The following is a 19,845-nucleotide window of genomic DNA, read 5'->3' on the forward strand; positions in this document are numbered from 1 at the left end:
CACCTCATCGCCGGCGCACTGTGTTGATCGACACAATCTAACGATCAGCGGCGCCCGTTCAAGTGATCGCAGATTGCGGGTTTGTCTCGATGTTTACGTAAACATAATTTGCTGATCATCGATGCTTCACCGGGGCGCCACGGCGGCTGCGAGCGAGTTGTTCAGCCGGACCGGAACCGGCCGTTCCATAGACGTTGCCACTCGATGTTGCGCCAGCCCGGGTGGTGCGGCGCGGAGTTCGAGCCGAGGACGACCCCCCAGAAGCCGTGTGCCATGCAGCGTTCCAGGGCCTGTTCGGCGATGCCCTGGCCGACCGGTCCATCCTCGAACTCGGCGTGCAGCGGGGTGTAGCCGATCCACCCCTCCCCGATCACCGCCGGCACGCTGTGCCGCTGTGCCCACCGGGCGAGGACCGACAGCCGGTCGTCCAGCGCGTACGTCATGGCGACCCGGTAGTCGCCGTAGTTCTCGTACAGCCACCGGTCCCAGCGGGCGGTGTCGACCCAGTCGTAGGTGTAGAACATGCTCGCCGAGACACCCGTGGCCTCCAGCCGCCACGGATCCGCCTGCTTGGCGTACTCCTCGAACGGCGGGGCGTCGTCCCGCAGCAGCGTGCGCAGCTGCGGCCGGGGGTATTCCGGCGGCGGTGTCCGCACTCCCGCCCAGCGTTCCAACGCGGCGAGCACTCCGTAGACGTAGACGTGGAAGTGGGCGACCTGCCCGTTGTCCGGCACCGCCGCGATGTCGAGATACGGCGGGATGCCGTAGCACGTGGTGGCCATGATGTCCGGATGCCGCTCCCGCATCAGCTCGACGCCGTCGGCGACCGCCTGCCGCTGCGGCCAGTACGGATCGGTCTCCCCGCCCGGCACCTGGTTCAGCCGGCTCAGGTCGACCTCGTTGTGCAGCTCCGCGTACGCGATCCGGTCGGCCAGGTCGGCATCCTTGAGGAACTGCACCAGGTCGGCCATCGCCCGCGCGATGGTGACGTGCCGCCGCTCCGGCGGGATCGCCATCAACGCGTCGTACCACTGCGGTCCGGCCAGGAAGGCCGGGCTCTGCTGGTACTCCCAGGACGACAGGATCACGTGGCAGCCGTGCCGGCGGGCCGCCTCGAACAGCTCCCGCAGCCGGCGCCGGCCATCGAGGACAGCGCCGCCGGCCACGTCGTACCAGCGGGTGCGCCGGCCGACCGGACCGCCCATGGTGGTGAAGCGCAGCGCCGAGGTGTCGATGTCGTGGTCGCCGAAGAGCAGGTACGGCATCGCGCAGATCCGTACGGTGTTGTAGCCACGCTCGACCGCCTCGGCGAAGGCCGCGTCGAGGTCGTGGAACGGCTCGCCCTCGGTGGTCGCGGTGTACCACGTGAAGTCCCAGAGAGTGATGGTCAGCCGCGGCGGCAGATGCGCCGGAACTCCGACGGGATGGGTGGGTGTCACCTGATGAGCCTTTCGGAGGGCAGCTTCGCGTCGGCGAAGGCGTCGTAGACCAGGCGGCGGGTGCGGGAGTCGAAGCCGACCAGCCCCATCGTGGACAGGCCGTTGTACTCCTCGTTGTATCCGAGCCGCTGCTTGTAGTCCTTCAGAACCCAGAAGGTGTAACCGGCCACAAAGCCCGGGCGAGCGGTCACCTGCTGCCAGTGCGACCGGAAGCTGGCCGCCTGCCAGTCCTCGGTGCCCTGCTCGGTGTCCGGTCCCCGCTTGCCCAGGTAGGACCAGGTGCCGTTCTCGGTGATCACGATGGGCTTGGCCGGGTGGTTGGTGTGCACCGCGTCGAGGGTCGGGCCGAGGTCGGCGTCCTTGCCGTAGAAGTAGCCGAAGTACTCGTTGAAGCCGATCACGTCGGCGATGTCGAACGCCGCGTCCCAGCTCGAGCTCGACGCCCAGGTCACCGGCCGGTTCTGCAGGTCAACCGCCTTGACCGCGTCCTTCATGTCCTGCAGCCAGGCACGGTAGACCGGGGCTCCCGCGCCGTCGATCTCCGACTCGTTCTGCAGGCACCAGAGGATCACCGAAGGGTTGTTGTGCTGGTTCCAGGCCATCATCGTGGCCAGTGCCCGGGACAGCCCGTAGCTCTCGGTCTGGAGCTTCTCCTGAGCCGTGTTCAGCCACATGTTGTCGATGTCGTCCATCACGAAGACACCGTTGCGGTCCGCCCACTCGTAGACGTACGGATGCCGGTTGTAGACCGAGTTGCGCAGCAGGTTCGCCCCCGCCGTGCGGGCCAGCCCCAGCTCGCGGTCGTACTCCTGCCTGGTCATCGACCGGCCGTGGCGGGCCGTCTCCTCGTGCCAGTTGAGCCCCTTGAGGAACACCGCCGCCCCGTTGACCGTCAGCGTCGAGCCGGTGACGGCGACCGAGCGTACGCCGTAGTCGGCGCGCAGCTGGTCGACCAGCGCGCCGGAGCCGGCCCGCAGTTGGATCGTCGCGGTCAGCACGGTGGGATGCTCGGGGCTCCAGACCCGGGCGTGCGGCACCGCGATCTCAACGCGAGCCACCGCGACGGTGCCGGCGGCGACGGTCACCGGCACGGTGATGTCGCGGGCGCCGGTCGCCTTGCCGGGCGAGACGACGACCCGGCCGGTGAAGCGGCCGCCGCGGTTGTCGATCACAACGCGGACGTCGAGCCGCCCGGCCCGGGCCGACACGAGCACTTTCGGGACGCTGACCTGGGGCACAGCCTCCAGCCACACCGAGCGGGTGATGCCGGCGTACGGCCAGTAGTCGATCGGCTTGTACGGCACCGCCAGCGGGTCGGTGATCGGGCCGTCGCCGGTGCGGTAGTCGGTGAACGAGGGCCGGCGGTGCACCCGCACCACGATGACCGCGGACCTGCCCGGCGTCAGCGCGTCGCCGACGGCAAGCGAGAACGGCGTGTGACCGCCCTCGTGCACACCGACGGCACGGCCGTTCACCCAGACCTCGGCCTTGTAGTTGACCGCGAGGAAGTTCAGCCGGACCTGCTTCCCCGCGCAGCTCGCCGGGATGGTCACGCTGGTGCGGTACCAGGCGTAGCCGTCCTGGAAGGCAGTGCCCTGACCGAAGTTCGTGCCGTCGTAGCCGGGGAAGTCCGGGGTGTCGCGCAGGTCCCACGAGGAGGGGACCTCGATGGCGGCCCACCCGCTCGTGCCGGTGCCGGGCCGGTGCCAGCCGGCGGCGAGGCCCTTGTCGGCCGGATCGAACCGGAACTGCCACCGGCCGTCCAGACTGTAGTAGTCGCGGGTCGGTTCGCGGCGGGTCCAGCCGTCGAAGGCCGGGACCACGCGGCCGTACTGGAAGACCACCCCGGTGCCGCCGATCCGCTCGATGCGGGTGCCGGCGGGCTCCCGGTCACCGTGCGGCGGCACCTGGGGCACCGACGGAACGGGGGTGTACGCGGGTGCGGGCGCGGCGGGCGCGGCCGAGGGCAGGGCGGCGGTCACCGCGGTCGCGGCGGTGGCCGCCAGCACGGCACGGCGGGTGACATGGACAGGAAGGTTCATGGGACGTCCTCCCGAAACGGGGAAAGGGGATGCGGCGGATCAGCCCTTGCGGCTTCCCTCAGTGAGTCCGCCGCGCCAGAAACGCTGGAGCACCCGGGCTGGTCGGAGCCAGAACCACAGCCGGCCGGCAGCAGAGCCCGCCGGCCGCGCCGGAGAGCGCGCAGTTGTCCCATCTGGTCTCCTCACCCACGCTCGCCCCACGGTGCCGGCGCAGCTTTGTTTCGGCCTTGTTGCCTGGCAGGGAGCCTGAGGCGTAACAACTTGCCTGTCAAGAACTAGTCATACAAAATGTTTTTATCTAGAGTGGCGGCGACTCCCGGTCTCCCCGGCGCCGGCAGCGGAAAGTGAGTGACAGTGAGTGCGGACACCAACACCGGGGACCGGATCGCCGGGCAGCCACCCGCCAGGTTCGGCGGCCGGGTCGCCGTGGTGACCGGTGCCGCCTCCGGGATCGGCGCGGCCTCGGCCCGCCGGCTCGCCGGCGAGGGCGCGGCGGTCGTCCTGACCGATGTCGACGCCGGCGTGGAGCAGGTCGCGGCCGGCATCCGGGCGGCCGGTGGCCGTGCCGACGCCCTGCTCGCCGACGCCTCCGACGAGCGGCGCTGGGCCGAGGTCGTCGCGCACGCCGGGCGGTTCGGCCCGGTCGACGTGCTGGTGAGCAACGCCTTCACGGTCGACGTCGCGCCGGCCGGGGAGCTCGGTTCCGCCTCCTGGGACAGGCAGCTCGCGGTCAACCTCAGCGCGGCCTTCCTGGGCTTCCGGGCCTGCCTGCCCGGTCTGCGGGAGTCGACGGCGACCGGTGGCGGCGCCGTCGTCCTGGTCTCCTCGGTGCACGCCACCATGGGGGTGCCCGGCCACCCGGCCTACGCGGCGGCCAAGGGCGGACTGGTCGCCCTCGCCCGTCAGCTCGCGGTCGAATACGGTCCGGCGGTGCGGGTGAACAGCGTGCTGCCCGGGCCGGTGCTGAGCCGGGCATGGGATCGGGTGCCGGCGGCCGACCGGCACAAGAGCGTTGCTGCCACAGTGCTCAAACGCTTCGGTGATCCGGCCGAGGCCGCGGCGTGCATCGCGTTCCTCGCCTCCGGCGAGGCATCCTTCGTCACGGGCGCGAGCCTCGTCGTGGACGGCGGTTGGAGCGTTATGAAGGACTCGGCTTGAACGGGGAAGGCATGATCGTGAAAAGGACTGCCGGCGGCTACCAGGGACGCGGCCTGCACGGCGAGGTGGTCGAGCTGCTCGGCCGGCGCATCCTGTCCGGGGAGATCGCCGGCGGGGAGACCCTCGACGTGCTCGGGCTGGAGCAGGAGCTCGACGTCAGCCGGACCGTGCTGCGCGAGGCCCTGCGGGTGCTCAAGGCCAAAGGGCTGGTCGACGCGCGGCCGAAGCGAGGCACCTTCGTGCAGGCACGGACCGAGTGGCGGCTGCTCGATCCCGACGTCGTGCGGTGGCAGTTCGAGGGGCGCGACGACAGCCGGTTCCTCGACGACCTGGCCGAGATGCGCGGCATCATCGAGCCGGCCAGCGCCCGCCTCGCCGCGCTCCGGCGCACCGATGAGGACCTCGCCGCGCTGGAGCTGGCCATCGACCGGATGGCCGCCGCGGCGCGCGGCGACGGGGATGCCGTCGATGCCGACGTCGCGTTCCACCGGGCCCTGCTCGCTGCGACCCACAACGAGCTGCTGGTCCGCATGGAGGTCGTGCTCGAGACCGGCCTGGCCGCCCGGGACCGCCTGGTGCACGGCGCGGTGCGGGACGACGACCCGACCCCCGCGCACGCGGCGGTGCTGGACGCGGTCCGCTCCCGCGATCCGGAGTCGGCCGGTGCCGCCGCCAGCGCGCTGCTCGCGAAGTCGCTGGTCGACGTCGAGAAGGCCCGGGCCGTGGGTGCCGCGGCGCCCGCCGGGGAGCAGCAGTGAAGATCATTTCGGTCGAGACGTTCCTCGTCCCGCCGCGCTGGTTGTTCTGCCGGATCGGCACCGACGAGGGAGTCGTCGGATGGGGTGAGCCCGTGGTCGAAGGCCGCGCCGCCACCGTGCGCACCGCCGTCGAGGAGCTCGCCGAGCTGCTCATCGGGGCCGATCCGCTGCGGATCGAGGACCACTGGCAGGTGCTCACCAAGGGCGGCTTCTACCGGGGTGGCCCGGTGCTGTCCAGCGCCGTCGCCGGCATCGACCAGGCGCTGTGGGACATCGCCGGCAAGGTTCGCGGTGCGCCGGTGCACGCGTTGCTGGGCGGACCGGTGCGGGACCGGACCAGGGTCTATTCCTGGGTCGGCGGCGACGAACCCGCCGAGCTGGAGCAGGCCGTACGGGAGCAGGTCGAGGCCGGCTTCACCGCGGTGAAGATGAACGCCTCCGGCCGGCTCGGCCCGATCGCCACCCCGGCCGAGATCGACGCCGTCGTCCAGCGGGTGGCCACCGCGCGCGCGGTGCTCGGCCCGGACCGCGACGTCGCGGTCGACTTCCACGGCCGGGTCAGCCTCGCCAACGCCCGCCGGCTGCTGCCGCTGCTGGAGCCGCTGTGCCCGATCTTCGTCGAGGAGCCGCTGCTGCCCGAGGAGCAACACCAGTTGCACCACGTGGTGTCCGCCTCGTCGGTGCCGATCGCGATCGGCGAGCGGATGTACTCGCGCTGGGACTTCCGGTCGGTCCTCGACAGCGGGCTCGCGGTGGTGCAGCCCGACCTCAGCCACGCCGGCGGCATCTCCGAGGTCCGGCGGATCGCGGCGATGGCCGAGGTATACGGGGTCAGCGTGGCGCCGCACTGCCCGTTGGGCCCGATCGCGCTGGCGGCGAGCCTGCAGATCGCCTTCTCCACGCCGAATTTCCTGATCCAGGAGCAGAGCCTCGGCATCCATTACCACAACGGCGGCAACGACCTGCTCGACTATCTCGTCGACCCGTCGGTCTTCACGTTCGTCGACGGCCACGTGGCCCGGACGACCCGTCCCGGCCTGGGCATCGAGGTCGACGAGAAGGCGGTCCGCCGGGCCGACGAGCTCGGTCACGCCTGGCGTTCGCCGGTGTGGCGGCACAACGACGGCAGCTTCGCCGAGTGGTGACTTCTCTAGGGAGAACAATGTGAGCCTGCTGGAACAGCTGAACCGCCAACGGCTCCTGGCCATCGTCCGCTCCGGCGACCCCGACACCGCGTCGGCCATCGTGGACGCGCTGGCCGACGAGGGCATCGACCTGGTCGAGGTCTCGCTCACCACCGTCGGCGCGCTGTCGGTGATCCGGCGGGCTGCCACCGGCAGCCGGGGCGCGACGGGTCTGGGCGCGGGCACCGTGCTGACCGCCGCGGACGCCCAGGCCGCGCTCGAGGCCGGCGCCTCGTACCTGGTCACTCCAGGCATCAGCGAAGGCGCCCGAGAAGGCGTCCGGCTCGGCGTTCCCGTGCTCGTCGGCGCGCTGACGCCGACGGAGGTGATAGCCGCAGTCGAGCTCGGTGCGACCGCGGTGAAGCTCTTCCCGGTCGCCCAGCTGGGTGGCCCGTCCTACCTGCGGGCGCTGCGCGCCCCCTTCCCCGACGTGCCGTTCGTGCCGGTCGGCGGCGTGACCGCCGACGCCGTGCCGGACTATCTCGCGGCCGGCGCCGTCGCGGTCGGCGTCGGCTCGCCGTTGACCGGTGGCTCCGCCGACGCCGGCAGCCTCGCTGCCCTGCGACAGCGCGCCCGAGCGATGCGGGCCGGTGCCCGGCGGTGACGGTGGACCTGCTGACCGTCGGCGAGACGATGGCCGCCCTGCGCGGCGGCGGCCCGCTCCGGCTCGGCGGCGACCTCCGGCTCTCCGTGGCCGGCGCCGAGTCCAACGTGGCGATCGGCCTCGCCCGGCTGGGTCACCGCACCCGGTGGGCCGGCCGGGTCGGCGACGACGAGCTCGGCGAGTTGGTGCTGCGGACCCTACGCGCCGAGGGCGTCGACGTGAGCATGGCCGTGGTGGCGCCCAATGAACTCACCGGCATGCTGCTGTTCGACCGCGCGCCGGGCGGCGCGACCAGGGTGCACTACCGGCGCGCGGGCTGCGCCGGAAGCCGGCTCGGCCCGGCCGACGTCGTCCCGGCCGTGGCGCTGGGCGCCCGGATCCTGCACGTCACCGGCATCACCCCGGCCCTCGGCGACGATTCGGCGGCCGCGGTCCGGTACGCGGTCGACGCGGTACGGGCCACGGGCGCGACCGTCTGCCTCGATGTGAACCACCGCCCGAAGCTGTGGGGACGGGCGCAGGCCCGCGCCGTGCTGCGCCCCCTGGCCGCCGCGGCCCAGGTGCTCGTCGCCTCCGAGGACGAGCTTCCGCTGGTCGCCGATGGGCCGGACGAGGCCAGCCGGGCGCAGGAACTGCTCGACCTCGGCGTACGCGAGGTCGTGGTCAAGCGGGGCGCGCGGGGTGCCTCGGCGTACACCGGCGCCGGGCGGTGCGACGAGCCGGCCTGGCCGGTCGCGGTGGTGGACACCGTCGGTGCCGGCGACGCCTTCACCGCCGGCTACCTCTCCGCGCTCCTCGACGGGCTACCGGTCGGGCAGCGGCTTCGCCGCGGCGCGACGCTCGGCGCGGCCGCGGTCGCCGCGCACGGGGACTGGGAGGGGCTGCCGACCAGAGCGGAACTCGACCAGGTCAGGCACGCCGCGCAGGAGTCACTACGATGAACGGTACGACGAGCGCCGTCAGCGGGTGAGCGCCTGCGCCGCGAACGGGGTCAGCAGCCGGGCCGGCGTGGCCAGGACCGCTCGTGGGCGTTGTCGGGGCCGTGGCGTTGGCCGGCGCCGTAGCTTCATCCATACGGGAAGGCAACACACTCGAATGCGAGACACCCAGGATCAGGACAACGCCGCGTACGTCCGCCGCGTACACGACAAGGGACTGCAGTTCGACATGCGGACAATGTCGCGTCGGCGCCTGTTGGCCGGATTGGGCGGGGTCGGCGCGCTGGCCGCACTGGGCGCCTGCACCACGGACTCCGCGCCCACGGCTGCCGGCACTACGCAGCCGAGCACCGCCGCCTCCGGCTCATTGACCGAGGTCGCATCCGAGACCGCAGGCCCGTTCCCGGCCGACGGCTCCAACGGCCCCGACGTGCGCACCCTCGACGGCATCGTCCGCCAGGACATCCGCACCTCCGTCGGCGACGCCGACGGCACAGCCGCCGGCGTCCCCCTGGAATTCTCGCTGGTCGTCAAGGACCTCACCGGCGCCGCCATCACCGGAGCGGCCATCTACGCATGGCACTGTGACCGCGACGGCAACTACTCGCTGTATTCCGAGGGCATCACCGACCAGAACTACCTACGCGGCATCCAGGAAACCGACTCCACCGGCACAGCCACCTTCACCAGTATCTTCCCCGGCTGCTATGCCGGCCGCTGGCCGCACATCCACTTCGAGGTCTACTCCTCACTGGCCAACGCCACCACCGGCGACGGCCCGATCGTCAAGACCTCCCAGATCGCGCTCCCGGAGGACGCCTCCGACACCGTGTACGCCTCCGACGGCTATCGCAGGAGCGTCTCGAACATGAGCCGAATCAGCCTCGGCACCGACGGCGTCTTCGGCGAAGACTCAGCCGTCACCGAACTCGCGACCGTCAGCGGCGGCGTCGCCGCCGGCTACAAAGCCACCCTGACCATCTCGATCGACCCGTCCGGCGAATAGTCCGGTGGTGGCTCTCGACCGGAGGATCATCATGACCACCATCGTCATCGTCGGTGCCGGCCGCGGCCTGGGTGCCGCCGTCGCCCGCAGGTTCGGTGCCGAGGGCTTCGCCATCGGCCTCATCTCCCGCAACCAGGAACACGTCGACGAGCTCGCCGCCGGCCTGACCGCCGCCGGTCACACCGCTCGGGGGTATGCGGCCGACGTCCGCGACGCGAATTCACTGACCACCGCCCTCGACCGCGCAGCGCACGAACTCGGCCCGATCGAGGTGCTCCAGTACAGCCCGCTGCCTCAGCGCGAATTCCTGCGACCGGTTCTAGAGACCACAGTGGACGATCTGTCCGGCGCGGTCGAGTTCTCCATCTACGGCCCGGTCACGGCGGTCCAGCAGGTGTTGCCGGGCATGCGCACCCTGGGCCGCGGCTCGATCCTGTTTGTCAACGGCGGCTCCGGCGCCCGCCCGAACCCGCAGGTCGCGGGCACGTCGATCGCGTTCGCCGGCGAGGCCGCCTACGCCCGGATGCTGCATGACACCCTCGCACCCGAGGGGATCCGGGCCAGGCAGCTCATCATTCCAGGCGCGATCACGCCGGGTCATCCCACCCACGATCCGGACGTCCTCGCGGATCGGCTCTGGCACCTGCACAACCACCCCGGTGACTTCCGCGCCTTCGCCGAGGAGATGCCCGACGCCTGACCGAAGCGGGTGATCCCCCCAGTGCGGTCAGCCGGTCGCGGCCCTGCCCGCCGAACGATGCCCGAATCCGCCGCTCAGTCAGCGTGTTCCTGTCTGACGGTGGGCGACGCCTCCGATGCGACCGGCGCTGAGCGCCCGTGCGTACGTCTCCCGGTCCAACAGAGGGAGCTCGCCGATGGCGTCTGTGGTGGCGATATATTCAAGCATCCGCCGCTGAGCTTCCTGTGATTGATCCCTGACCAGAAACTCGGCGTGCTCAAACTGCAAACCCTGTTCGAGCGACAGGGAGCTGCCGAAGTAGATGGATCGCTTAATTGCTCCGAGCGACTTCTTTGCTCTTAGGCTCAGATATTCTGCGCGCTCTATCGAACGCGCGAGCACCTGGTCCTGCGGCACCACTTCGTCGACCGCGCCCAGGGCGAGGGCCTCTGCCGGCGTGAACGGCCGGCCTTCGAGAACGGCGATCAACGCTTGCTGGGTGCCGATGAGACGAGGCAATCGCTGAGAGCCTCCGCCACCCGGTGTGAGTGCGAGCAGGACTTCCGACAGGCCGAGGACGAAGTCCCCGTCCGCCATGATGCGCAGGTCACACGCCCATGCCAGCTCCGCGCCGACGGCGAATGCCGAACCGTTGAGTGCCGCGATGAAGATGGTGCCGCTGGCATTCATCTTCAGGAAGGTCGCGTGGAAGCTGTCGAGCTCCAACAGGGTCTTGAGCCGGGTCATCCCCGCGAGCGTTCGAACACCGGGCAGTCTATTGATGAGTCTGGCCGTGCGGGCGACGAGCCGAGCGAGGCGTGTATTGATGGGCGGGAATCCAGTGCCGCCTTTTTGCAGCCAGCGGACATCAGAATGACTCAAGAAGCGATCAGGGTGCGTGCCGGTGAAGACGACCGCGTGGATGTCCGGATCGCGGTCTGCCCGATCAACCAGTTCCTTCAACTGTTTGGCGATCGCGGCATCGAACAACGCATGCGGGCCTCCGTCGATACGAGCGACAAGCACCCCGGCGTGGCCCTCAACGGCAATGTGTCCTGCGGGCTGCGGTGCCGACGTGTCCATGTGAACCTCCGGTGAGTGGGCTGTGGTTGACGGTTGTGGGCACTCGTGCTGGCCGTCAGGGCTGGAGCTGGGCGAGGCGGGTTTGGATCGGCTGGTGCAGGCCGGCGCGGACCGCGCGGGTGAAGTCGTCGGCCAGGATCTCCAGGTCGCCGTTCTCGACACCGTCGAGGACCTGGCAGACGACGTCGGCGGGGTCCGACTTGGCGGCGTCGATGGTGGCGACCATGTCGGTGTCGACGAACCCGACGTGGACGCCGACTACCTGCACGCCGCGGGGTCCGAGTTCCAGGCGCATGGACTCGGTGGCGCTCCACACCGCCGCTTTGGAAACCCCGTAGGTGCCGGCCGTGGGGAGCCAGGACGCCACCGAGGCCATGTTGATCACGATGCCGGCACGCTGCGCGAGGCGGTCGGCGAAGGCCGAGGCCACGGCGAGCGTGCCGAACAGGTTCGTCTCCAGTTCGCCGCGCAGGGTGGCGGTGTCGGCGTCGAGGACCGAAGCGCCGCGGGCGATGCCGGCGTTGTTCACCACGACGCTCACGTCCTGCGCGATCTGCGCGGCGCGGGCCACCGAGGCGGCGTCGGTGACGTCGAGCTGCAGCGGGACCACGCGCGGGTCGCCGGCGGCGATCGTCTGCGGGTCGCGGGCGGCGGCATAGACCTTCGCGACCCCGCGGTCGAGGAGTTGACGGACGAACTCCCGGCCGATGCCGCGGTTGGCGCCGGTCACGAGGACGGTCTGGTCGACGAGCTGAGTCATGTCACTTCTCCGGAGTTCAGAGCGCCCGGACGGGCGCTGATATGACGAGTACGTCGCTGTGCGGACGTATTTCGCAGGCATGCGGTAGGCGGCGGCGTCGAGGACGAGCGCGTGATCGAATTACACTCGTACGACCATATGATGGGAAGGCGACCCAAGGCAAGACGCTGGGGGAAATTAAATTATGGCCGTACTCTCAACTTGAGTGGGGCGGCGGCCTGCCGGCAGCTCGCCGACGTCGCCCTTGAGCAGGGCATCCACAACGCCCTCACGCTGCTCGGCGCCGAAGAGCGGCGCTAGGGCCGGCCTGGCCACCGGGATCAGGGCCCTTGGAATTACGGAAGTAATTTCAAAGACGATAGATCTTGCCATCGAGCTCTTCTCAGATTATGGTCGTATGATCATACTCTTATGATCGCTTCAACGAGGTCTGATCCCCATGTCCGAGCAGACCACCTGCCCGGCGACCCCCACGAAGCGAACACCACGAAATGAGTCGTCCGATGAGCCAGCCGAGTACGATCCGCCTCGAGCGCACCACCCCGCGCACCGCCAAGATCACGTTCGCGAATCCGCCGATGAACCTGGTGGTTTCCGAGACCGTGGTGGCGTTGCACGAGATCGTCCGCGATCTCGACAACGACCCCGACATCCAGGTGGTCGTGTTCTCCAGCGAGGTCCCCGACTTCTTCTTCAACCACTTCGACGGCGCCGAGGCCGGCAACCTGCCGGTTCCCGAGCACGAGGACGACGCGCCGGTCTGGACCGACATGGTCATGCGGCTGAGCAAGGCGTCGTACGTGAGCATCGCGGCCATCCGCGGCCGGACCCGCGGCGCCGGCAACGAACTGGCCCTGGCCTGCGACCTGCGCTACGCCAGCCGCGAGAAGGCGATCTTCGGCCAGCCCGAGGTCGGTGTCGGCATCGTGCCCGGCGGCGGTGGTGCCGAGCGACTCCCCCGCGCCATCGGCCGCGACCGGGCGCTCGAGGCGATCCTCGGCAGCGCCGACTACGACGCCGACCTGGCCGAACGCTGGGGCTGGGTCACCCGCACCCTGCCGGACGCCGAACTCGACGCCTTCGTCGACACCACGGTCGCCCGCCTCGCCTCCTTCGACCGACAGGCGTTGGCGACCGCCAAGGCGATGGTCGGCCGGGCCACCCTGCCCCCGGACGCCGACCTGATCGCCTCCTACGGCGCGTTCGTGGACTCGCTGACCGGTCCGGGACTCCTGCCGCGCGCGCTGGCGCTGGGCGCGCTGGCCGCCAACGAGGGACTGGATGTCGAATACCGGCTGGGCGAATACCTCGGCGTGATCAACCAAAACCTCTGATCGATTCCTCCGCACGCCGGTGAGTGCCCAGAAAGCCGGCTCCGCGACGCGCGGCACTGAACCGAATGAGCCTCACCCAAAGGGGAAGACAGTCATGAGCCACCACCAAGAAGCACAAAGCAGCGCGATCACGTCATACAAGTACGCGCCCACCCGTACCGTGTCCGCCGGAGGCGTCGAATTCGCCTACCGCGAGCTCGGCCCGAAGGCCGGCGTCCCGCTGGTTCTGGTGACCCACCTGGCCGCGGTCCTCGACAACTGGGACCCCCGGGTCGTCGACGGCCTCACCACCAAACACCGGGTCATCGCCTTCGACAACCGGGGCGTCGGCGCCACCACCGGCACGACACCAAAAACCATTCAGGCGATGGCGACCGACGCCGTCACCTTCATCCGGGCGCTCGGCCTGACCCAGGTCGACCTGCTGGGCTTCTCCATGGGCGGCATGATCGCCCAGGTCATCGTCCAGGACGAACCTCAGCTCGTCCGCAAGCTGATCCTCGCGGGCACCGGGCCGGCCGGCGGCGAGGGCATCAAGAACGTCACCAAACTCTCGCATCTCGACACCGTCCGCGCGCTGCTCACGCTGCAGGACCCGAAGCAGTTCCTCTTCTTCACCAGGACCGCCGACGGGCGCCGGGCCGGCAAACAGTTCCTGGCCCGCCTGAAGGAACGCACCGACAACCGGGACAAGGCGATCGCCCTCAAGTCCTACTTCGCCCAGCTCGACGCCATCCACCGCTGGGGACTGGAGCGCCCGCACGACCTCTCCGCCATCCGCCAGCCCGTGCTCGTCGCCAACGGCGAGAGCGACCGGATGGTGCCCACCCAGAACTCACTCGAACTGGCCCGGCGCCTGCCCGACAGCGACCTGGTCATCTACCCCGACGCCGGCCACGGCGGCATCTTCCAGTTTCACGCCCAGTTCGTCGCCAAGGCCCTCGCCTTCCTCCAGCGGTAGCACCCCACGGTCGAGGGGGCCGCGCCGTGAAAGGCCTCGGTTGTCGCTCAGCGAAGGAACACAAGGGCGTTCTGGACGCCGTATTCGAGGACCTCGTCGGCCAACTTCGGATCGGACAGGGCACGGGACAGCTGCAGCGTCCCGACCGCCATTGTGTACAGCGCGAGTGCCTGCCCGTACGCGGACTGCGGATCCGCCGGAGCCAGGCGGCCAGCGATCTCGTCCAGGATGACCCGGGCACCGTCCGTATAGGCGTCCTTGGCTCCGGTCGGGCAGCGCCCGATCTCGTCGAGCAGGGCAGCGGCGGGACATCCGTCGCCGGGGTTGTCCCGGTGCTGAGGCGACAGGTATTCGCGCAGAAAATCCTCCAGGCCCGCACGGCCGGGCGGCAGCTCCCTGAAACTCTCCGCCTGGGCGCCCAACTGGTCAGCGACGACGTTGGCGACCAAGTCGTCCTTGGACGAGAAATGGGCGTAGAACGCGCCGTTGGTCAACCCCGCGTCCGCCATCAACGTGGCCACGCCGGAGCCGTCGATACCGTCGGTCTTGAACCGATGGCCAGCCGTGTCAAGGATCCGCTGCCGCGTCGCCTGCTTGTGCTCCTTGTCGTAACGCGCCACCGGGACTCCTTCACATCGTTCCGCACGGTCGAACCCGCACCTAGCATACCCGATGGTATGACGTACATAATTTTACAGCGCCGGACGCGCAGTCCCCCACTCCGGCCGAGGCCCGTCATTCGCCTTCGCAGATACCCTCGACGGCGACCTTCTGGTACAGGTGCGGGTAGGCGAGGGTGCCATCCGGGTACTGCTCCGCGTGCTTGGCGAACTCCGGCGTGTTGAACGCGGCCTGCAGGGCCGCAGGGGACGCCCAGACCGCGACGTTGGTGAAGAGCCGGCTGCCGCCGATGCCGCGATACAGCTGCACCGCGAGGAGGTTTCCCGTGCTCTTCATGTACTGCGCGTCGGCCGTCCAAGCGGCCAGGACCTCGTCGGTCTTGCCTTCGGGGGCGACGAATGTGTTGATGATGGTGACTGGGCCGGTCGTCACGTTGTGCTGGCTGAGGAAGGAGGTGGAGTCGTCGAGGTTCTTGAGGTCGAGCATCATTCTCCTAATGGGTGTCAGCCCTTGTCGCTACCGGGACGTCGAAGTGCCGCGGACGATATGGCATGGCTGAGGAGTCGCTGGGATGGAACAGAGGGCTCACCGACCTATGCCGCTACGGGACCAGAACCACCTTCCCGCCCGCGTGGCCGGTCTCGCTCAGCTCGTGTGCCCGGCCGGCGTCGGCCAGCGCGAAGCTCGCGGCGACGCGCACGCCGAGCGCGTTGTCCGCGACGAGCTGGGCGTAATCGGCGAGCTGCGCCCCGAACCGCCGGCTACTGCCGGAGAACACGATGCCGAGCTCGAAGGCGCGCACGTCGGTGATCGTCACGATCCGCTCGGTGCCGCCGCGCAGCTCGATCGACACTTCCAGGGCGGACTGCCCGGCGGCGTCGAATACCGCGTCGATGCCCTGCGGCGCGAGGGCCCGGACGCGGTCGGCCAGTCCGTCGCCGTAGGTGACCGGGATCGCGCCGAGCGAACGCAGGTAGTCGTGGTTGCGTGGCGACGCGGTGCCGACGACGGTGACGCCGCGGGCTACCGCGAGCTGGACGCCGAACGCGCCCACCGCTCCCGCTGCGCCGTGCACCAGCAGTGTCTCCCCGGCCGTCACCCCGAGGACGTCGAGCACGCGGTCCGCCGTCTCCAGGGCCACCGGTAGCGCGGCGGCGGCCTCCCAGCTGAGACCGGCCGGCTTGAATGCGAAATCGTCGGCCAGGGCGTACTCGGCGTAGGAACCGGTGACGGTCGGGGCCATCACCTCATCGCCCACCGCGACACCGGTGACGCCCGGCCCGACCTCATCGATCACGCCGGCCGCTTCCAGGCCGGGGATCGCCGGCCAGGACGCGGGCGCCATGTCCGGCATCCAGCCGTTGCGGATCTTGTAGTCCACCGGGTTGACGCCGGCGGCCATGACTTTGAGTCGCACCTGTCCAGGCCCGGCGTGCGGCTCCTCGACGTCCTCCAACCGCAGGACCTCCGGACCGCCGTACTGTGCGTAAACGATTGCCTTCATCTCTGACTCCCATGATTCGGTGACAGCACAATCCTGGAGACGGATCGGCTCAACCTGACTATCAATTCGACTAGTTCGAACTGGCCGGACGGACAGCCGGAACCGCGCTGGGCCGCCTAGGCTCGGAGCCATGGACCTGATGACAGCTGTCGAGGTGATCCGGGCGCCGCTGGCCGAGACGCAGCTGCGGCTGTCCGCTGCCTTCGCCGAGGCCATCCCCCACCGAACGCTCGCCCAGCTGGCTGCCAACTGCCCGTTCGCACCTTTCAAGACCCTCGGGGAGTCGCCCGGCGCGCCGGGATCGTCCGTCACCATCGCCGACCTCGCCGCGATCCGGCCGTTGGTGCCCGCGCGGGGCACCTGGCAGGGACGGGCCACGATGGCGGGCGTCGAGGTGCCCGTGCTGGCTCTGGCCAGCGACGCCACCGAGCAGGGCGCGCTGCTGGTCCTCGTGCGAACCGAGGACACCCCGGTGCCGGAAGAGAACCTGGTGCCCGCCCTGGCGATCTGGGACATGGTGACCGCTCACCGGGAGGGCTTGCTGAACGAGGCCGCGCCCGAATGGCTGGCGATGTCCCGGGCGGCATCGGCGGCACGCGCCGTTGCCATCGCCGACCTCGGCGACGCGCACGGGGCCGCGCTGACCGCCCTGCTCCGCGTCCTGCGCGACCGCTCCCTCAGCGACGCTGATGCCCGGACTCGCGCCGTCGACCTCGCCGTCACCGCGCTGCTCGAGCTGCGTTCACGGGCCGAACTCGACCACGCGATGGCCGAGGAACGGGTCGGCGACGCTTTCGACCAGCTCGCTGAGTCACTGAGCCGCATCCTGCGCCCCCGCGGCGTGGTGCTGGAACTGGGCACGCCCGGCGCGGAGGAAGGCGCGGACCGGGTGCTGCCCGCCGACGTCGCGGCCACGGCCCGCGCGGTGGTCCGGGCCATCGTGCACGTGATGCTGGACGACCAACAGCAGGTGCGTCGGATCCACGTCGGCTGGAAGCTCGGCGCCGCCGAACTGCGCGCCACCGTGCGGGACGACGGCCCTGGCACGCTGTCCCGCAACGCCCTCGCCGCGCGTCGGGTCGACGAACGGCTGGGCGCACTGGGCGGACGGCTGGAGGTGGACGCGGTGCCGGGCTGGGGCACGACGGTGACCGTCGAGGTCCCGCTCGGACCGCCGGACACCCCACGCGAGGACCCGCTGACCGTGCTGGGCGCGCGGGAGCTGGAGGTGCTGGGTCAGCTGGCCCGCGGCCGGCGCAACCGGGAGATCGCCCGCGAACTGCACATCAGCGAGTCCACAGTGAAGTTCCACGTGGCGAAGATCCTCGAGAAGCTGGGTGTCGGCTCACGCGGCGAGGCGGCCGCACTGGCCCACGAGTGGGGTGCGGCCACCTCGCGCGCCTAACCTAATCCAGCCGCGGCCACGAGGAGGCGGACGCCTTTCGTGAAGTGTTCAGGGTGAAACCCTGACGTGCCTTCGCGGCAGAGAGTCAGAGTGCCTTCAGCGCGGCGAGGGCGACCTCGTCGTCCTGCTCCGGGGTGCCTCCGCCGACGGCGAGGGCGCCGAGGAACTGGCCGTTTTCGAAGATCGGTCGACCACCGGGCAGCAGGCTGGCGCCACTGGCGATGAAGGAGGCGATCCGGCCCGGGTCCTTGATGTTGGCGGCCAGGTCGGTGGTGGCGGTCCGGAAAGTACGCGCGGTGTGTGCCTTCGGCGGCACCAACACGGCCGCCGCCGAGCTGTTGTTGTCCATGCGGAGGGACGCCTTGGCCTCGCCGGAGGCGTCGACGACCAACACATACATCGGCGGCAGAGCCGGGTGGTCCCGCACGTAGCGGATGGCGGCCTCGGCGAGGCGCTGCGCCTGGCTCAGGCTGATCGTTCGCGTCGCGACCGATCCACCGCCGGCGGCGGAGGGTGCGGCCGAGGCGCCGTCGGCGAGCATCTGGCTGAACGCCACTCCGCCCGCCACCGCCCCCGCCATTCCCAGCATTCCGCGTCTCGTGGCCAGCATGTTGCCGGATTCCTCAGTCATGGCATTGTTCCTTGTCTCTGTACGGAACGTTCTTACGAATCTCGGAGTCGACTTCCGGGCGGCTTGCCCGTATCGACGGGACAGGTTGTTGCCGGTGACCATTGATGCCTGGTCCGGATCGCGGGCGACGGCGGGACCCCGGCGCCCAACCGGCAAATACTTCATGCATGAAGTACATTAGGCCAGTGTTACTTCATGACGCAACTAAAACTTTCAGCGACTCAATTCACACCTGAAGTAACACCCGATGCCCGCACCGAGATGTCACGGCCTCGGGCTCAGCGGAACTCGGCGCTGCCCGCCGCCTGCGTAATGCGCCTCGCGATCTGGGCCACCTGACGCACCTGCGTGGCGGAGATGCTGTCGAAGACCAGGCGGCGGACCGCCGTGACGTGACCCGGAGCGCTGACCTTGAGCTTTGCCAGCCCTGCGTCGGTCAGGCCGGCCAGGGTGGAACGGCCGTCGGTGGGGTCAGGGTGGCGGGTGAGCCAGCCGCGCCGCTCCATGCGGGTCGCGACCTGGGACAGACGCGGCAGCTGACTCGCGGTGAAGTCGGCTAACTCGCTCATGCGAAGAGTGCGCTCGGGGGCCCGAGACAAGCCGACGAGCACCCGGTATTCGAAGTGCGTGAGCCCGGCATCGCGCTGAAGCTGCCGATCCAGCGCCGCGGGCAGTTTGGCGAGCATGCCGGCCATGGCCATCCAGGCCTGGAGCTCCTCCTCATTCAGCCACCGGACCGGTTCCACAGCCTCGCTGCCCTGTTCCGGCTCAGCGTGCCCCCCGGAGCTGGGCTCGCCGGCGGGCACGCTGGGGGTCCGCTTCACAGCGCGGTTCTTGGCCATGAGCGGATTCTATGCGAGAGGCAGGACAGCTGACCTTCCTCGCGAAGCGGCCGACCATGCAGCCAAACAACGACGAAGACCTACCGGCGTACATCTGGATCTGCGTTTCGGTGCTCCTTCGTTGATGTCGGGTCGGGTTACAGCAGGCGGCGGATGTCGCCGACGAATCGGGGCACGTCGGTGAGGTGGGCGAACCGGCCCGGCGTGTCGTAGACGTGGTTGCGCCATGGGCCGTCGGTTGTCGTGGTCGGTGATGGCGGTGGTTGTCGGCTGTGCAGTGCCAGGTGAGCCGGTCGACCCACGGCCGGGCTGGTGCTCGGCTCTTCCAGGCGCATGCAGGCGGCGTATGCGGTGAGCAGGTGCGGGTCGAACGCCGGTGTCGCCAAATCCCGGTAGTAGCTCGGTATCGCGTCGAGATCGAACGCTGTGAGGTACCGGTCGGGTTCCGGCAGTGGTTCGTGCGGGCGGGGTGGGTCGACGGCGACCACAGCATGGGCCGAGCAGCGGGCGGCGAAGTACACGGCCAGGGGTGCCGCTGAGGCGTGGCCTACGACGATCGGGGCCTGGCGTATGCCGAGGGTGTGCAGCAGCAGGGAGAGCTCGGCGACCAGGTCATCCGGGTGGTACCGGCGGCGGGCCGCGGTGCCGCCGTGCCCGGGCAGGTCGACGGCGATCACTGTGGCATGTTGGCGCAGGTCGGCGGCAGCAGGCCACCACATGGTCCGGTGGAACAAGATTGCCGGGATCAGCAGGATGGGGCGCCCGTGGCCGCCCCAGGTGTCGAAGCGCCAGAGGCCGAGAGGGCTGCGCCAGGAACAGGTGGCGCGCAGCGGAGGCAGCGTCTGGTCGGTCACGACAGCACCCCCCTCAACCACCTTCCGCGCGATGACCTGCGA

Annotated in this window: 20 protein-coding genes; 10 read left to right on the plus strand and 10 right to left on the minus strand. The window is 69.9% G+C overall.

Annotated elements, in window-relative coordinates:
- Positions 1 to 161 precede the first annotated feature (161 nt).
- Both DMB66_RS21450 and DMB66_RS21455 read right to left on the minus strand, forming a co-directional pair.
- Positions 162 to 1,439 (minus strand): cellulase-like family protein, encoded by a 1,278-nt coding sequence (locus tag DMB66_RS21450; protein ID WP_125805899.1) that lies wholly within the window; start codon positions 1,437 to 1,439, stop codon positions 162 to 164.
- Positions 1,436 to 3,481, minus strand: coding sequence for a glycoside hydrolase family 2 protein (locus tag DMB66_RS21455; RefSeq protein WP_125805900.1), 2,046 nt, complete (start codon positions 3,479 to 3,481; stop codon positions 1,436 to 1,438). Before DMB66_RS21455 ends, DMB66_RS21450 begins: the two co-directional genes overlap by 4 nt.
- A gap of 348 nt (positions 3,482 to 3,829) precedes the next feature.
- Here DMB66_RS21455 and DMB66_RS21460 point away from each other — a divergent pair, with 348 nt between their 5' ends.
- From DMB66_RS21460 to DMB66_RS21490, 7 genes are all read left to right on the plus strand, one after another.
- Positions 3,830 to 4,639 carry an SDR family NAD(P)-dependent oxidoreductase gene (locus DMB66_RS21460; protein ID WP_233624747.1) on the plus strand — a complete coding sequence of 270 codons (810 nt, stop codon included), beginning with the start codon at positions 3,830 to 3,832 and terminating at the stop codon, positions 4,637 to 4,639.
- 17 nt (positions 4,640 to 4,656) lie between these two features.
- Entirely contained in the window at positions 4,657 to 5,397 is a 741-nt protein-coding gene (locus tag DMB66_RS21465) for a FadR/GntR family transcriptional regulator (RefSeq protein ID WP_233624748.1), read from the plus strand.
- A complete protein-coding gene (dgoD, locus tag DMB66_RS21470) occupies positions 5,394 to 6,542 on the plus strand; it encodes a galactonate dehydratase (protein ID WP_125805902.1) in 1,149 nt (382 codons plus the stop codon). Before DMB66_RS21465 ends, dgoD begins: the two co-directional genes overlap by 4 nt.
- Positions 6,543 to 6,561: 19 nt before the next feature.
- Positions 6,562 to 7,185, plus strand: coding sequence for a bifunctional 4-hydroxy-2-oxoglutarate aldolase/2-dehydro-3-deoxy-phosphogluconate aldolase (locus DMB66_RS21475; RefSeq protein ID WP_125805903.1), 624 nt, complete (start codon positions 6,562 to 6,564; stop codon positions 7,183 to 7,185).
- A complete protein-coding gene (locus DMB66_RS21480) occupies positions 7,182 to 8,126 on the plus strand; it encodes a sugar kinase (protein ID WP_233624749.1) in 945 nt (314 codons plus the stop codon). The genes DMB66_RS21475 and DMB66_RS21480 overlap by 4 nt, the downstream gene beginning before the upstream one ends.
- A 154-nt stretch (positions 8,127 to 8,280) precedes the next feature.
- Positions 8,281 to 9,129, plus strand: a complete 849-nt coding sequence (locus tag DMB66_RS21485) for an intradiol ring-cleavage dioxygenase (protein ID WP_125805904.1) — start codon at positions 8,281 to 8,283, stop codon at positions 9,127 to 9,129.
- A gap of 31 nt (positions 9,130 to 9,160) precedes the next feature.
- A complete protein-coding gene (locus DMB66_RS21490) occupies positions 9,161 to 9,829 on the plus strand; it encodes an SDR family NAD(P)-dependent oxidoreductase (RefSeq protein ID WP_125805905.1) in 669 nt (222 codons plus the stop codon).
- A gap of 78 nt (positions 9,830 to 9,907) precedes the next feature.
- On the opposite strand, the gene DMB66_RS21495 is transcribed toward DMB66_RS21490, so the two are convergent.
- Both DMB66_RS21495 and DMB66_RS21500 read right to left on the minus strand, forming a co-directional pair.
- Positions 9,908 to 10,891 (minus strand): enoyl-CoA hydratase/isomerase family protein, encoded by a 984-nt coding sequence (locus DMB66_RS21495; RefSeq protein ID WP_125805906.1) that lies wholly within the window; start codon positions 10,889 to 10,891, stop codon positions 9,908 to 9,910.
- A gap of 55 nt (positions 10,892 to 10,946) precedes the next feature.
- Positions 10,947 to 11,651 (minus strand): SDR family oxidoreductase, encoded by a 705-nt coding sequence (locus DMB66_RS21500; protein WP_125805907.1) that lies wholly within the window; start codon positions 11,649 to 11,651, stop codon positions 10,947 to 10,949.
- Between the two features lie 503 nt (positions 11,652 to 12,154).
- Here DMB66_RS21500 and DMB66_RS21505 point away from each other — a divergent pair.
- Positions 12,155 to 12,985: an enoyl-CoA hydratase/isomerase family protein gene (locus DMB66_RS21505; protein ID WP_125805908.1), complete on the plus strand. Its 831-nt coding sequence runs from the start codon at positions 12,155 to 12,157 to the stop codon at positions 12,983 to 12,985.
- Positions 12,986 to 13,079: 94 nt separating this feature from the next.
- Positions 13,080 to 13,946, plus strand: a complete 867-nt coding sequence (locus tag DMB66_RS21510; protein ID WP_125805909.1) for an alpha/beta fold hydrolase — start codon at positions 13,080 to 13,082, stop codon at positions 13,944 to 13,946.
- Between the two features lie 47 nt (positions 13,947 to 13,993).
- Here the strand turns inward: DMB66_RS21510 and DMB66_RS21515 are convergent, their stop codons facing one another.
- The 3 genes from DMB66_RS21515 to DMB66_RS21525 form a co-directional block, all read right to left on the minus strand.
- A complete protein-coding gene (locus tag DMB66_RS21515) occupies positions 13,994 to 14,566 on the minus strand; it encodes a TetR/AcrR family transcriptional regulator (protein ID WP_125805910.1) in 573 nt (190 codons plus the stop codon).
- A 115-nt stretch (positions 14,567 to 14,681) separates the two neighbouring features.
- Entirely contained in the window at positions 14,682 to 15,056 is a 375-nt protein-coding gene (locus DMB66_RS21520; protein ID WP_199752550.1) for an antibiotic biosynthesis monooxygenase, read from the minus strand.
- A 112-nt stretch (positions 15,057 to 15,168) separates the two neighbouring features.
- Entirely contained in the window at positions 15,169 to 16,071 is a 903-nt protein-coding gene (locus DMB66_RS21525) for an NADP-dependent oxidoreductase (protein WP_125805911.1), read from the minus strand.
- Positions 16,072 to 16,201: 130 nt separating this feature from the next.
- Here DMB66_RS21525 and DMB66_RS65570 point away from each other — a divergent pair, with 130 nt between their 5' ends.
- Positions 16,202 to 17,476: a LuxR C-terminal-related transcriptional regulator gene (locus tag DMB66_RS65570; protein ID WP_125805912.1), complete on the plus strand. Its 1,275-nt coding sequence runs from the start codon at positions 16,202 to 16,204 to the stop codon at positions 17,474 to 17,476.
- 85 nt (positions 17,477 to 17,561) lie between these two features.
- Here the strand turns inward: DMB66_RS65570 and DMB66_RS21535 are convergent, their stop codons facing one another.
- The 3 genes from DMB66_RS21535 to DMB66_RS21545 form a co-directional block, all read right to left on the minus strand.
- Positions 17,562 to 18,107, minus strand: a complete 546-nt coding sequence (locus DMB66_RS21535; protein WP_158647312.1) for a heme-binding protein — start codon at positions 18,105 to 18,107, stop codon at positions 17,562 to 17,564.
- Positions 18,108 to 18,385: 278 nt separating this feature from the next.
- Complete coding sequence (locus DMB66_RS21540; RefSeq protein WP_125805914.1) at positions 18,386 to 18,949, minus strand: MarR family winged helix-turn-helix transcriptional regulator; 564 nt, start codon at positions 18,947 to 18,949, stop codon at positions 18,386 to 18,388.
- 137 nt (positions 18,950 to 19,086) lie between these two features.
- The gene (locus DMB66_RS21545) at positions 19,087 to 19,803 is read right to left on the minus strand and encodes an alpha/beta fold hydrolase (protein WP_125805915.1); all 717 of its coding nucleotides are present in this window, start codon (positions 19,801 to 19,803) and stop codon (positions 19,087 to 19,089) included.
- Positions 19,804 to 19,845: the final 42 nt, after the last annotated feature.

The sequence above is a fragment of the Actinoplanes sp. ATCC 53533 genome (genome assembly GCF_003947245.1).